This window comes from Hoeflea sp. AS60 (assembly GCF_038900115.1).
In the GTDB taxonomy this organism is placed as follows: domain Bacteria; phylum Pseudomonadota; class Alphaproteobacteria; order Rhizobiales; family Rhizobiaceae; genus Hoeflea.
In genome coordinates, this window is record NZ_JBBMQP010000001.1 from 368,008 (window position 1) to 382,500 (window position 14,493).

At 56.9% G+C, this 14,493-nt stretch carries 11 protein-coding genes, 1 tRNA gene and 2 rRNA genes (1 of these 14 only partly in view); 4 read left to right on the forward strand and 10 right to left on the reverse strand.

Annotation, left to right across the window (positions count from 1 at the left end; genetic code table 11):
- Positions 1–60 precede the first annotated feature (60 nt).
- From WNZ14_RS01665 to WNZ14_RS01695, 7 genes are all read right to left on the reverse strand, one after another.
- The gene (locus tag WNZ14_RS01665; RefSeq protein WP_342866877.1) at positions 61–1,056 is read right to left on the reverse strand and encodes an aldo/keto reductase; all 996 of its coding nucleotides are present in this window, start codon (positions 1,054–1,056) and stop codon (positions 61–63) included.
- Positions 1,046–2,026, reverse strand: a complete 981-nt coding sequence (locus tag WNZ14_RS01670; RefSeq protein WP_342866878.1) for a sugar-binding transcriptional regulator — start codon at positions 2,024–2,026, stop codon at positions 1,046–1,048. Before WNZ14_RS01670 ends, WNZ14_RS01665 begins: the two co-directional genes overlap by 11 nt.
- A 32-nt stretch (positions 2,027–2,058) precedes the next feature.
- Positions 2,059–2,997 (reverse strand): ABC transporter permease, encoded by a 939-nt coding sequence (locus tag WNZ14_RS01675; RefSeq protein ID WP_342866879.1) that lies wholly within the window; start codon positions 2,995–2,997, stop codon positions 2,059–2,061.
- Between the two features lie 74 nt (positions 2,998–3,071).
- Complete coding sequence (locus WNZ14_RS01680; protein ID WP_342866880.1) at positions 3,072–4,595, reverse strand: sugar ABC transporter ATP-binding protein; 1,524 nt, start codon at positions 4,593–4,595, stop codon at positions 3,072–3,074.
- A 112-nt stretch (positions 4,596–4,707) separates the two neighbouring features.
- On the reverse strand, positions 4,708–5,727 hold the full coding sequence (locus WNZ14_RS01685) for a substrate-binding domain-containing protein (protein ID WP_342866881.1): 1,020 nt from the start codon (positions 5,725–5,727) through the stop codon (positions 4,708–4,710).
- A 526-nt stretch (positions 5,728–6,253) separates the two neighbouring features.
- The gene (locus WNZ14_RS01690) at positions 6,254–6,841 is read right to left on the reverse strand and encodes a DJ-1/PfpI family protein (RefSeq protein ID WP_342866882.1); all 588 of its coding nucleotides are present in this window, start codon (positions 6,839–6,841) and stop codon (positions 6,254–6,256) included.
- A 161-nt stretch (positions 6,842–7,002) separates the two neighbouring features.
- On the reverse strand, positions 7,003–7,689 hold the full coding sequence (locus WNZ14_RS01695) for a GntR family transcriptional regulator (RefSeq protein WP_342866883.1): 687 nt from the start codon (positions 7,687–7,689) through the stop codon (positions 7,003–7,005).
- A gap of 103 nt (positions 7,690–7,792) precedes the next feature.
- Between WNZ14_RS01695 and WNZ14_RS01700 the strand changes: the two genes are divergently transcribed.
- From WNZ14_RS01700 to WNZ14_RS01715, 4 genes are read left to right on the forward strand one after another with little or no spacing between them, the layout of a single operon-like run.
- Entirely contained in the window at positions 7,793–8,797 is a 1,005-nt protein-coding gene (locus WNZ14_RS01700) for an Ldh family oxidoreductase (protein ID WP_342866884.1), read from the forward strand.
- A 24-nt stretch (positions 8,798–8,821) separates the two neighbouring features.
- The gene (locus WNZ14_RS01705; RefSeq protein ID WP_342866885.1) at positions 8,822–10,021 is read left to right on the forward strand and encodes an iron-containing alcohol dehydrogenase; all 1,200 of its coding nucleotides are present in this window, start codon (positions 8,822–8,824) and stop codon (positions 10,019–10,021) included.
- 18 nt (positions 10,022–10,039) lie between these two features.
- Positions 10,040–11,503 (forward strand): NAD-dependent succinate-semialdehyde dehydrogenase, encoded by a 1,464-nt coding sequence (locus WNZ14_RS01710; protein ID WP_342866886.1) that lies wholly within the window; start codon positions 10,040–10,042, stop codon positions 11,501–11,503.
- Between the two features lie 32 nt (positions 11,504–11,535).
- Positions 11,536–12,372, forward strand: coding sequence for an alpha/beta hydrolase (locus WNZ14_RS01715; RefSeq protein WP_342866887.1), 837 nt, complete (start codon positions 11,536–11,538; stop codon positions 12,370–12,372).
- A gap of 100 nt (positions 12,373–12,472) precedes the next feature.
- Here the strand turns inward: WNZ14_RS01715 and WNZ14_RS01720 are convergent.
- The 3 genes from WNZ14_RS01720 to WNZ14_RS01730 form a co-directional block, all read right to left on the reverse strand.
- A tRNA-Met gene (locus tag WNZ14_RS01720) sits at positions 12,473–12,549 on the reverse strand.
- A 112-nt stretch (positions 12,550–12,661) separates the two neighbouring features.
- A 5S ribosomal RNA gene (rrf, locus tag WNZ14_RS01725) occupies positions 12,662–12,776 on the reverse strand.
- A 126-nt stretch (positions 12,777–12,902) separates the two neighbouring features.
- A 23S ribosomal RNA gene (locus tag WNZ14_RS01730) occupies positions 12,903–14,493 on the reverse strand (it continues 1,219 nt past the right edge of the window).

A 14,493-nucleotide genomic window follows, 5' to 3' on the forward strand; every position in this document is an offset into this window, starting at 1 on the left:
CTTCTCCGTTCATCACCAGGTCAGGCGATGTCCGCACTTGTTTCCGGTGATGTGAATTATTCAGGCGTCGAGATCGGTCAGATGCGTGTCTGCTGCCCCACTTATCATTTTGAGTTCCTCCGACGTGAGGCGGATGCCGCCCGCTTTTGCATTCTCGAGCGCTTGCTCAGGGTTGCGCGCGCCACACAGTGAAAACGTGATACCGGGCTGCTGCACTGTCCAGGCGATCACGATTTGAGCGCTGGTTGCCTTGTGACCCTCGGCGATCGGCTCCAGGGCCGCCATCAAACGCGTGACTTTCTCACGATTTGAGATGGAGAACCGCGGATTGTCCTTGCGTTGATCGTCTCCCGAGAAGGTCCTATCCGGGCCAATCTTTCCAGACAGCAAGCCCAGCGCCAGCGACGAATAGCTCAGCGTCGAAACGCCGTGCCCGGCGCAAATGGGCAGAAGCGAGGATTCGATGTCCCGCTTGACCATGCTGTATTCTTCCTGAATCGCATCGAGTTGGCCCGACGCCACGTAGGATTTCAGGTCGTCGACGGAAACATTGCTGGCCCCTATCGATCTGATCTTGCCCTGCGCTTTCAGCAATTCCAACGCTTCCATCGTCTCATCAAGAGGCGTGGTCGGGTCCTGCCAATGGGTAATATAGAGGTCGATGTAATCGGTTTTCAAGCGCGCAAGACTTTGCTCAACCTCATAGACGATCGAGTTTTTGCCGAGGTAGCGATGGACTGGCTTGCCGTCATAATCGAAGAAATGGTTGCCCTTCTGGGTGTGCCAGACAAGACCGCACTTTGTTGCCAGAACCACCTTGTCGCGACGACCTTCGATGGCTTTGCCAACGATGGTTTCGGAAAGTCCCTGTCCGTAAGCCGGCGCGGTATCAATCAGCGAGATACCTGCATCAATTGATTCCTGAATGGCAGCGATCGACTGTTTTTCCTCGGTACCGCCCCACATCCAGCCGCCAATGGCCCAGGTGCCAAGACCGACCACCGAGGCTTCAATTCCAGAGTTACCGATCGGGCGGGTTAGCATTTCATGCGACATGTCTTTCCTCTCGAATATTTTCCAGCACAGCGGTTGCGGTCTGCTCGTCAGCGATGAGCGAATTGAACAGATGCCCGGCAAGGGCCGCGCAAATTGGCTCGACTTTTTCTTCGCCCGACGCCACGCCGATGGTGACGGGACACTTCGCCAGTTCTGATGGGTTCAGCGCGACGATGCGGGAGTTGAGCGGGTAGTCCGCGACCGACCCATCGCCCAAGATCAAATGAGCCAGAAACTCGCCGGTTACCCCACCATCAAGCAGCAGCTGACGACCCGGGTTGGGGCCCGGATGCAGGTCAAAATAGCTTGAACCTGGTGTGCGAATGGACCCGATGCCGACAACGGCAACAGTCGCGTTGCGCGCAAGATCGAGAACTTCCTTGATCGATCCCATTTCCATCAGCATGTCGCGCTGTTCGCGGGTTTCCGCAAACAGGGGTGCATGAAGAAGCATGGCCGTGCCGCCCAAGCGTTCGGCCAGTTGCGTGGCGAGATGATTGACGTCCGTGTAATATTTGCCCTGCACACCGCCGGTGAGCGGCACGACCTTCACATCGAAGGATTGATCCGGGTTCAGGTTCTGCACCATCGCGCTCACCGCCTTGCCGCCGGTAATGGCAATCACGTCGCCATCGCGAATGGTCTCAAGCAGATGGTTTGCGGCTGCCCGCCCGACCTGCTGAAGATTTGTGTGCGGATTGCCCGCAACCGCCGGCGTGACAATGGCATTTGCAAGATTGGTGCTCGCCACCAACCCGTTCTCCAAATCGACAAGCGGCTGGTAAGGGCTTTCGATGACGATCTTGACCATGCCCATGCGTTTGCCCTGAGCGATCAGGCGATTGACCTTTGATGTCGAGAGATTAAGCCGCACGGCAATTTCGGACTGCTTCATTTCCTCAAGGTAATGAAGGCTGAGCACCGTGTGCATTTGCCGTATGGATTCAAACTCTTCTTTGTTTTCAACCATTTTTGTTTCCCGTTCGCGGTCCCGCATCACACTCACCTGCGCCGCTTGTTCAGATAATGATCAATCGTGACGGCCGAGAGCAGTATCGAGCCGCGGATGATATCCTGCCAATAAACGGATACATCAAGCAGGGCGAGAGAACTGGAGACCACGGACAGCAGAATGACGCCCAGGATTGCGCCAAAGATTGTCCCCGATCCGCCTGAAAGGCTCGCGCCACCGATCACTGCCGCCGCAATGACATTCAATTCCATTCCCATGCCAAAGGTTGGCTGGGCGGAGCCGAACCGCGCCATGTAGATGATGCCGGCCACGCCGCACAGCGCCGAGCAAAGTGTCGTTGTGAAGAACACCACACGCTTGGTGCGTATTCCGGAATAGGCCGCCGCCTTCTCGTTGCTGCCCGTATAGAAAACTTTACGAAAGAACGTGGTTCGCCGCAGCATGAAATCGGATGCGACCACAACCACCAGAAAGATGACGATGACGATCGGAATGACCCCGATTGACCCCTGGCCGATGAATTTGAACTCAGGCGGCAGGGTATAGAGCCCAATGGGTCGCCCGCCCGTTCCCAAGAGGCAGGCGCCACGCGCGATAACCATGACCGCAAGGGACACGATGAAATGGTGCAATCCGACGGTGGTAACGAAAAAGCCCATGATCGCACCAATTCCGGTGCAAGCCAGAATTGCCAGCGCAGACGCCGTCCATGGATCAACACCCGCCAGAAACAGCAACCCGGCGATCACCATGGCAAGGGCGGTCACCGACCCGACGGACAGATCAATACCGCCGGAAATCAGAAGGATCGTCATGCCAACGACGACAATTCCTTCAACCGCAAACGCCATCGCCATGGCCCGCATGTTCACCCAGGTCAGGAAGTACGGTGACGCAAACGACATGACGATGAAGAGAGCCAGAATGATAAGCACCAGGCCGGTTTCCCGCATGCGGAATAACTTCATGGCGCCATCCAGAACACTGGACGACCGAGGCGGCTGACTCGGCGCATCAAACGTGGCTGCCTTCATTTCCTGCGTCAAAGGGCTGCCTCCAACTGCTTGTCCAACACCGAAGCCCGGTACATGATGTTTTCCTCTGTCATGTCTTTTCCACTCAACTCGCCGCTGATCCGGCCTTCGCGCACCACAAGCACGCGGTCGCACACACCAATAAGTTCCGGCAACTCGGATGAGATCATGACGATACCCATTCCCTTGCGCGCAATATCCCTCAGGATGCGGTGAATTTCGGACTTCGCGCCCACATCAACACCGCGCGTCGGCTCGTCGAGGAAGATGACTTTCGGATTGACCGAAAGCAGTTTGGCGATGGCAACCTTTTGCTGATTGCCGCCTGAAAGGTTTGAGACGGGTTCGCCGACATGGCCGCATTTGAGGTTCAGCATCGCGCCGAGCCTCTGGGCCAATCCGGCCTCCAGGCGGTCGTTGATGATGCCCACTGGCGAAGCGACCTGGTTGAGCGACAATGCGGAGACATTCTGAGCAATCGACATTTCCAGAAACAGGCCATCCCCCTTCCTGTCTTCGGAGAGATACACCAGCCCCTCCGCAATGCTCTCCTGGTAATGAGCCGTTTCGAGCTGTCGACCGTTGAGCACGATATCGCCCGTTACCTCGCCTTCGAGCTTGCAAATGCCCTTCACGATCTCGCTTCGCCCGGCCCCGATCAATCCCGCAAACCCGAGTATCTCGCCTTGCCTGAGATCGAAGGAAATATCGGTGAACCGGCGTTTCTCGGTCAGATTACGGACTGAAAGGATCACGGACTCTGACTTCTCGTCTACAGCCTGCTTTTCCGGATAGAGCTTGTCGATCACGCGCCCGACCATCGCATTGACGATCTCGGTCGGTGTGGTTTCCGCGACATGGCGGGTGGTGATGTACTGCCCATCCCGGAACACCGAAACACGATCGCAATTGTCGAAAATCTCGACCATCCGGTGCGAAATGTAGATGATGGAAATGCCCTGGCTCACCAGCTTCCGCATGATGTCAAACAGGATTTGAGCTTCTTTTTCAGTCAGTGCGGCCGTTGGTTCATCGAGGATCAACACCCGGCAATCGAGCGTCAGTGCCTTGGCAATCTCGACCAGCTGCTGTTGTGAAATCGACAGGCTGCGGACCGGAGCGCTGGGATCAATATGGCCAAGCCGACGCAGCACATCCGCCGCTTTCCGCTCAAGTTTCGCGTAGTTCATCAGCGGCGCGCGGCTGATATTGGTTGTGGCCATGAAGATGTTCTCAGCAACGCTGATATCCGGACACAGCGCAATTTCCTGATGTACGAAGCCTATGCCCAGCCTTTGCGCCACGGCGGGAGAGGAAATATTGACCGGCTCACCGTCGAAGCGGATCTCACCGCTGTCAGGACGCAATATGCCGTCGATAACGTTCATCAATGTCGATTTGCCCGCACCATTCTCGCCGGCAATGGCATGCACTTCGCCCTTGCGCAGCTCGAACTTGACATCCCGCAGCGCCTGAATCGCCCCGAACGACTTGCTGAGATTGCTAATCTGTAAAATCAGATCGCTGGTCATAATCATCATTACTCTAAAGTTCACGAGACGACTTGCGCCGTTTGGTCGGGTTGCCCGCGCATTAGAAGGACAGGCGCGGACAACCAGTTCATGGGTGCAAATCTGAGCCGATCTAGCTCGGATCACGACCTTCCATGTAGGCGTTCAGATCGAACGAATCCGCGTTCTCCTTGGTGATCACGGAGAAGCCGTTGTCGACGTAAGGGATCTGTACCGGGTTGTAGCCGGAAACCTTGTAGTCGTTGAACGGGTCGAAGATGTCCGAATGCGCCGCCATGAACAAAGACATGAAGCCCATGAAGCCCTGCATGCCCTGATTGGGGTTGAGCGCCATGTGAATGTTGCCGGCCTTGATGTGCTCCAAGGTCGTCGGTGTCACATCGGCATGCATGACCAGAACTTTGGCCTTTGCCTCAAGCACGGCCGCAACCGCACCTTCCGCAGAGCCCGCTTCCGGGATCCACAAGGCGCCAAGATTGGGGTTTGCCTGAAGAATGGACGCCGTTGCGCGGTAAGCCGCATTGCTGTCCTGATTGGTCGCCTGACGGCCAACCAGCTTCATGTTCGGAAAATGCTCTTCCATGTAAGATAGAAGCGCCGTTACACGCAGGTCGTGGTTGCTCTGGCCCGGGTTCTCAAGCACCGCATATTCTGCACTGTCGCCAATCTGCTTGACGATCTCCTCAGCCGCGAACTTGGCTTCTGCCAGATTGTCGGACGTGATGTAGGCAGTCCGCTTCGATTTGGGCGAATCCGCAGCAAACGTGACAACCTCGACACCACCGTCGATGGCGCGGTCTATTGGCTCAATGAACGGATCAGACTGCATGGGATGCAGCAGAATACCGGCTGGCTGCTTCACCAGATCCTGCTCGAATGATGCGATCTGCTTTGTGATGTCATAATCGGGCGTGCCCGAGAATGCTGTTTCGCAGCCCATCGCCTCGGCTGCCTGTTTGAACCCCTGATAGACAGGAACCCAATATGGATGAGCCGAAACCATCACGTTCATGACGTAGGTTTCACCTGGCTCGCATTGAAATTTGCTTTCAGCTGATGCTGCACTCGGAAATATGAATGCAGCAGCCATTACGGCCGCGGACAATGCCGTGGCCAATTGATCGATCTTCATGATGTTCCTCCACGTTATATCTTGCCCTCGCTCCTGGCCGCAAACTAAGCGGCCTTCCCTGCAAGATATTTCAGTATGCGATATTTATCGCAACGACCCGATCTAACCTCCAATCAAGTTGGCTGTCAATACGATTCACATTTATTTCATTATGTGAAATTTATTTCAGCTGGCGCCGTTCGTCAATCGGCCTGTTAGGGATTTTGCAACGTAATGGGGCGGAAGCTTCACCCAGGTCTTGAAATGGTCATTGGAGAGAGTGCCGCTTACGACATGACCGAACACCAGTTCGGCGATCAGACAGCGCTTCCCGGTCTACAGACCGGATCCACGGATCGCTTGATGTTGGGAAGGACCGACGCAAGAACGTTGTCGGTCAGAGGCTCAGCGCGTGAGCTCTTCGACGGACATAAGTCTGAAGCACCAATGGGCACCACAGTGTTCGACCGTGAATTCACTTTTTATGAGCAGCCAAAGGCTGCGGCACGGGATTTGTGAAAACCCCGCGCCAACACCTACAGCATGATCAGCTATGGGTGATCTTTGTGCCGAGCACTTTCATGCACTCGCGCATGAAGGCAGCAAGTCCGGTCCAGCCCTTGGCCGACACCATGTTTCCATCGACATAGGCTTCGGTTGGCTTCACATCGATATAGATGCCGCCCACAGCCGTCACTTCCGGCTCGCACGCGCCCAGACCAGCAACCTTCCTGCCCTTGAGAACGCCGGGCACCGCCATCAGAATCTGCACGCCGTGGCAGATCGTGAAGATCGGCTTTCCGGTCTCATGGAAATGACGAACAATGTCCTGAACCCGCTTGTCGGTGCGGATATATTCCGGTCCGCGACCGCCAGCCGCATAAACAGCATGGTAGTCATCGACCTTGATTTCCGAGAACGTCTTGTTGATGTCGGCGTAGTGGCCGAGTTTCTCGGTGTAGGTCTGGTCACCTTCGAAATCATGCAGCGACGTCTTGATCCGGTCGCCTGCATTCTTGTCCGGGCAAACGACATGGACCGTGTGACCAACGGCCTCCATGCCCTGCTGGAAGACAAAGATTTCATATTCCTCCGTGAACTCACCGGTGAGCATAAGAATGTTCTTGCCAGTCATTTTCAATCTCCTCTTTGCTGGTCTTTAGGGGGACGATGCCCGATATTCATCGAAATGGTGAAGCAGGTATACTGTTGCCGGAAGGTCGTTGAGCGACGAACCTTGTGCAGGCTCCAAGGCCGCAGCAGGATCTGCCGCCCTCCTTGACCATGACAGCCCCGTCATTCGAAAGCCGAGAGCAGCCGGTCTTTAGACCGTGCAATGTGATCGTACATCGCCTGGCGGGCAGATTCAGGATCCCCTGCCCGGAAAGCGACCAGCAAATCGCCATGTTCTTCCAACGCTTCCTGGGTCACGCGGGAATGGAACATCAGCCTGAAGATGTGAAGATGGACATGCTGATTGAACAGCGTGTTGCGGATAATTTCATTGCCGGCGATCTTCAGAATCTGGTCGTGAAAATGCGCGTCCGCGCGTGCGAACCGCGAATAGCGTGAATTGCGGTCAACAGGTGCCTCACCGTGCTCCATATCCGCCGCAGCACTCTCCAGAAGCTTGAGCGTCTCGGGCGTCAAGTTGCTGGCTGCAAGTCGCGCACATTCCGGCTCGAGAAGCAGGCGGAATGTATAGAGATCATCGAACTGCTTGCGTGTGAGCTGTGGGGCTGCGCTGTAGCCGATCAGATGCTCCTTGCGCACGAGGCCTTCGCGCTCCAGCCGGCTCAGCGCTTCGCGCACCGGCGTCTGGGAGACGTTGAGTTCGCGCGCAATGGTGTCGATCGGAATCCGCGAGCCGGGAGCGATTTCGAGCGCCATTAGCTGATGATAGATCTTGTCGTAGACGCCATCCACAATGCTGGGCGGGCGCAGACTTCCAGCCTTGATTTCCCGTTCCGGTGCGAACGCCAACTTGCTTCTCCCATTTGGCCACCTTGACAACGGCAATGTGTTACAGACTAAATGCGATGTCAAATAATATATCATATACGATTTGATATTGGGGAGATGGATAATGCGGCTATCGGTGGACCGCCTGCGGGAAATATCAGTCACGCTGCTGACGAAGCATGGCGCCCCGACAGACCACGCGCATCTGCAGGCGGACCTTCTTATCGAGGCGGAAATGCGGGGCCTGCCGTCCCACGGCGTGCAGCGTTTACCCAGGGTTCTGAGCCGGATAGACAAAGGTCTTGCTGATCCTCAAGCCAGCGGCGTTGTGAGTGGCCGGCGCCCATCCTTCCTCGCCATCGATGGCGAACGTGGACTTGGCCCAGTTGTTATGATGCGCGCCATTAGCGAGCTCAAGAAAATCGTTTCAGACACTGGCATGGCGGCAGCCGGCATACGCAATGCCAACCACATTGGTATGCTGGCCTACTATGCAGAGGCCGCTGCTGCCGACGGGCTGATAGGAATAATTCTGTCGACCAGCGAAGCGCTGGTCCATCCCTACGGCGGGACCGACGCGATGCTTGGCACAAATCCAATCGCAATAGGAATTCCCACCGGAGCGGATCCGTTCGTACTGGACCTGGCCACCAGCCTCGTCTCCATGGGAAAGATTCACCATCACGCACTGCGTGGCGAACCTATTCCTCCTGGATGGGCCGTCGACGCCAAAGGACGTCCGACCACCGATGCCGATGCAGCCAAGAACGGAGCGATTGCTCCCTTTGGAGACGCCAAAGGCTACGGCCTGGGGCTGGCGGTAGAGCTCATGGTGTCCGCACTGGCCGGCTCTGCCTTTGCGCCCGAAGTGCACGGCACACTTGACGAAACTCATCCGGCCAACAAGGGCGACCTCGTCATTCTCATTGATCTGGCTGCCGGCGCCGGGAGCAGCAATGCGCTGTCGACTTATCTCGACCGCCTGCGCAACTCGCATCCACTCAACTCCGAGCGCCCCGTATCGATACCTGGTGATGGTGCGCGCTCAAGGCGTGCGGCTTCCATTGCGGCAGGTATCGATCTGCCAGAGGAGCTCTTCAATGAACTGCACGCCCTTGCGGCAGCATGAAAACACGACAGGAAGGAACACCAAATGCAACTATTCGGCACGATAAGGGCTCCACGCGAACTGATATTCGGTTCGGGTCAGCGCCATGCCCTGGGCCGCATCGCGGAAAAGCTAGGGCGCCGCGCACTTGTTGTCACCGATAGCCGTTTGGCCTCGGATGTCGATTTTCTGGCGATGGTTGCCCAGCTCAAGGAGCACGGACTTTCTGTTCAGGTGGACAGCTCCACTCTGCCCGATGTGCCGGTCGACTCGGCGGCTGCCAGCGCCGAAAATGCACGGGATTTCGCGCCCGACCTGATCATCGGGGTCGGAGGCGGCTCATGTCTCGACATGGCGAAATGCGTCGCGATCCTTCTTACTCATGGCGGAAAGCCCCAGGACTATTACGGTGAGTACAAGGTCCCCGCACCCGTCATTCCGCTCATTGCCGTCCCCACCACTGCCGGCACTGGCTCCGAGGTGACCCCGGTGGCGGTGCTTTCCGACAGCGAGCGAAGCCTCAAGGTCGGCATTTCCAGCCCCTATATCATTCCGACCGTATCAATCTGCGATCCGGACCTGACGGCCACCTGCCCCCCGGCACTTACCGCCATCGCCGGTGCAGATGCACTCACCCATGCCATTGAAGCGTTCACCGCCATACGACGCGAAGCCGTGTCCGGCATCGCTCAGGAGCGCGTTTTTGTCGGCAAGAATGAGTTTTCCGACCATTTTGCGCTCCGCGCCATCACCCTTCTGTGGCAGGGACTGGAAGCTGCTTGCAAGGACGGCAGTGACCGCGTCGCGCGCGAAAAGGTGATGATGGGTGCAACACTTGCCGGGCTGGCATTCGGCGTTGCAGGCACCGCCGCTGCTCACGCCATCCAGTACCCTGTAGGCGCTCTCACCCATACGGCCCATGGTTCCGGTGTCGCCTGCCTCATGCCCTACGTGATGACCTGGAACGCCCCGACAATCCCTGTCGAACTCGAGAAGATTGCTCTAGCGACCGGGCTCGCAGGCGGGCACGACGTGATTCCGGCGATCGCAGTACTCTTCACCCGCATCGGCATACCCGCGACATTGCGCGACCTCGGGTTGGCTGAAGACCGTCTTGACTGGGTCGCAGAACAAAGTTGCGGCATCGCGCGCCTGATCCAGAACAATCCACGACCGCTACCGCTGTCCGATATGCGCCGGCTCGTCGGCGCGGCCTATTCAGGCGATCGCTCCAAGCTTAACTGATATCTGAGGAACACGACAATGACACTTGCAATCAATGTTGCCGGTTATGCCGACCCTGCACTCCATGCCCACGGCCTCTACATCGGCGGCAAATGGGAAAAGGGGGCTGGAATTCCGGTCATCAATCCGTCCACGGGTGATGTTCTTGCAGAAGTAGCCGATGCATCGGTTGAAGATGCAGCCCGTACCGTCGACGCCGCCGAAGCGGCCGCCACGGGCTGGCGCGACACCCCTTCCCGCAAGCGTGCAGAAATCCTGCGCCGCTGGTTCGAGTTGATGAGTGCCCATTCCGAAGAACTGGCAATGCTGATCTCGCTGGAGAATGGCAAGGCCCTGTCCGACGCGCGCGGTGAAGTAGCTTACGCCGCAGAATTCTTCCGCTGGTACGCCGAAGAAGCCGTGCGCATCCCCGGCGAATACCGCCATGCCCCCTCAGGCGCACACAAAATTCTGGTCGATCACGAACCGATCGGCATCTCGGTGTTGATCACGCCCTGGAATTTTCCGGCTGCGATGGCGACACGCAAGATCGGACCGGCACTCGCTGCAGGCTGCACCGTCATCCTGAAGCCAGCATCCGAAACACCTTTAACTGCTTATGCGATGGCGCGGCTTGGCGAAGAAGCCGGCGTGCCCGCAGGTGTTGTCAATGTTCTGACCACGCGCAATCCCGGGCCGGTGGTCAATTCCATGCTTGCCGACCCGCGCGTCAGAAAGCTCTCCTTTACCGGCTCCACTGGTATCGGCCGCGTTTTGCTGGCGGAAGCGGCAAAGTCCGTGGTGAGTTGTTCGATGGAACTTGGCGGCAACGCACCTTTCCTGGTCTTTGATGATGCTGACCTCGAGGCGGCACTCCATGGCGCCATGGTTGCCAAGATGCGCAATGCCGGCGAAGCCTGCACGGCTGCCAACCGCTTCTACGTTCAGGCCGGGATTCACGACGCCTTCGTCAAAGGCCTGACCGGCAGAATGGCTGCCCTCAAGATCGGACCTGGCTGTGATCCCGCCACCAATTGCGGCCCGATGATCACACAGAAAGCAGTGCAAAAAATCGACAACCTCGTCTCCGACGCAATCGAACGGGGCGCCCGCGCCACGACCGGCGGCGCGCCTTTACCTGGGAATGGCTATTTCTACCCGCCGACAGTTCTGGAGAATGTGCCCGTCGATGCGCCAATCGCCCATGAGGAAATCTTTGGCCCGGTTGCCCCGGTCTACAAGTTCACCACCGAGGAAGAAGCAATCAGGCTCGCCAACAACACCGAGTATGGCCTGGCAGCCTACATTTACTCCACCGACATCAAGAAAGCCCTGCGGGTTGGCAAGGGCCTGGAAACAGGCATGCTGGGGATCAATCGCGGGCTCATGTCCGACCCTGCAGCACCCTTTGGCGGCGTCAAGCAAAGCGGGCTCGGACGGGAGGGCGGCGTGACCGGCATCCTTGAATTCATGGAAGCAAAGTATTACGCCGTCGAGTTCTGAGATAGGTCGGGGACGAACTGCGAGAGGACACCATGACTGAAACAGATCTTTACCGGATCCGCGATTTTGTACCGGATTTCGATGGAATCGCAGCGCAATTTGCAACGCGAAGCCGGGCACTTTCAAACAGTGCGCGGGTCAAGGCGGATATCGCTTATGGCTCACGCGAACGCGAGGTGCTTGATGTTGTTTTTCCAGACAAGCCGCAAGCCGGCGCACCCCTGCATGTATTCATTCACGGCGGCTACTGGCGTTCGGGTGAGAAGGCAGATTACCGCTTTATCGCCACTCCAGTTCTGGAAGCAGGAGGAATTGTAGCACTGGTGGAATACGACCTGATGCCTGGCCAGCGCCTGGCTGTGCTGGTTGACCAGGTCCGGCGCGCAGTCAATTGGCTTCAGGACAACGCAACCCAGTTCGGGGCCGATCCGGAGCGCATCACGGTTAGCGGACATTCCGCCGGTGCGCACCTTGCATCATACCTCGCAGCGACAGGGCCCGAGGAGACCGCGACAGCTCGGCTGCCTCAACTCAAAGGCATGCTCCTGTTGAGCGGGATCTACGATCTGTCCGGAATTCCCGACAGCTTTCTCAAACACGAAGCACAGCTGACACCTGCAGAAGCGGCTGCATTTTCACCATTGTCGTCGGCACATCAAAAAGGGCCAAAACGGATCATCGCCTACGGCGCTGATGAAACCCCACCCTTTCACGATCAGGCGATATTGCTCGGAAAGCACCTGCAGACAGAGGCACATCATTCGGAAGTGATAGCGCTCCCAGGCCTCAACCACATGAGCGTCGTGCTCGATCTGGGAGACCCGAACACCTCTCTGGGCCGAAAGCTCTCCAGTCTGACGGCGTTATAGATTGGTCGGGTGAGGCCAACTGTATGCGTAATTCCAAACCCAAAAAAGCTCCTCGGATTGTATCCAGAGGAGCTATTTTGTTTTGCTGTCTAAATTAATTTGGTTGCGGGGGCAGGATTTGAACCTGCGACCTTCAGGTTATGAGCCTGACGAGCTACCGGGCTGCTCCACCCCGCGACAGGCCTTGCGGGAAGTGCAAGGCAAAAGGCAAAACGGGCCGCGAGAGCGACCCGTGAGTGTTCCAATTTTCGTAATTTGAGAAGATATCAACATATGTTGCGTTTGGCAGACCTGGCAGCGACCTACTCTCCCGCGTCTTAAGACGAAGTACCATCGGCGCAGGGGCGTTTCACGGCCGTGTTCGGAATGGGAACGGGTGCAGCCGCCCCGCCATAACCACCAGGTCGGCAAAGCGCAACATAGCACATGGCGACATGTGCAAGTTGATTGAGAAGCTGGCGGGTGGCTAACCCTTTGTATTTGAACACATCTTGGATGCACATCGGATTTGATGAGCACAAGCAATGAGAACGATCAAGCCGATCGAGCTATTAGTACTGGTAACCTTCACACAGTCCTGCGCTTCCACACCCAGCCTATCAACGTGGGACTCTTCCACGCCTCACCGGGAATACTCGTTTTTAGGTTGGTTTCCCCCTGAGATGCCTTCAGCGGTTATCCATTCCGTATATAGCTACCCTGCTATGCCGTTGGCACGACAACAGGTCCACCAGAGATACGTCCATCCCGGTCCTCTCGTACTAGGGACAGATCCTATCAATATTCCTACACCCACGGCAGATAGGGACCGAACTGTCTCACGACGTTCTGAACCCAGCTCACGTACCGCTTTAATTGGCGAACAGCCAAACCCTTGGGACCTGCTCCAGCCCCAGGATGCGATGAGCCGACATCGAGGTGCCAAACAACCCCGTCGATATGGACTCTTGGGGGTCATCAGCCTGTTATCCCCGGCGTACCTTTTATCCGTTGAGCGATGGCCCTTCCACGCGGGACCACCGGATCACTATGACCGACTTTCGTCTCTGCTCGACTTGTCAGTCTCGCAGTCAGGCAGGCTTATGCCATTGCACTCGACGACCGATTTCCGACCGGTCTGAGCCTACCATCGCGCGCCTCCGTTACTCTTTCGGAGGCGACCGCCCCAGTCAAACTACCCACCATACACTGTCCCGGACCCGGATAACGGGCCGCGGTTAGACATCCACGAAGATAAGGGTGGTATTTCAAGGATGGCTCCACGCGAGCTGGCGCCCACGCTTCAAAGCCTACCACCTATCCTACACATGCCTTGGCGAATGCCAGTGTAAAGCTATAGTAAAGGTGCACGGGGTCTTTCCGTCTGACCGCAGGAACCCCGCATCTTCACGGGGAATTCAATTTCACTGAGTCTGCGTTGGAGACAGCGGGGAAGTCGTTACGCCATTCGTGCAGGTCGGAACTTACCCGACAAGGAATTTCGCTACCTTAGGACCGTTATAGTTACGGCCGCCGTTTACTGGGGCTTCGATTCAAAGCTTGCACCTCTCCTCTTAACCTTCCAGCACCGGGCAGGCGTCAGGCCCTATACGTCGTCTTGCGACTTCGCAGAGCCCTGTGTTTTTGATAAACAGTCGCTACCCCCTGGTCTGTGCCACCCTCTTCCACTTGCGTAAAAGAGGGTCACGCTTCTTCCGAAGTTACGCGTGCAATTTGCCGAGTTCCTTCAACGCAGTTCTCTCAAGCGCCTTGGTATTCTCTACCTGACCACCTGTGTCGGTTTCGGGTACGGTCTATACGGTGGAGCTATTTCCTGGAACCTCTTCGCTGCACCTCCAATCCAATAAGGAGATACAACACACGAGATCCGTCACTACCACCAGGCCCACGAATATTAACGTGGTTCCCATCGACTACGCCTTTCGGCCTCGCCTTAGGGGCCGGCTCACCCTGCTCAGATTAACTTTAAGCAGGAACCCTTGGTCTTTCGGCGAGGGAGTCTCTCACTCCCTTTATCGTTACTCATGTCAACATTCGCACTTCTGATATCTCCAGGAGCCCTCACGGGTCTCCCTTCACAGACTTACAGAACGCTCCGCTACCACGTGCAGTAAACTGCAC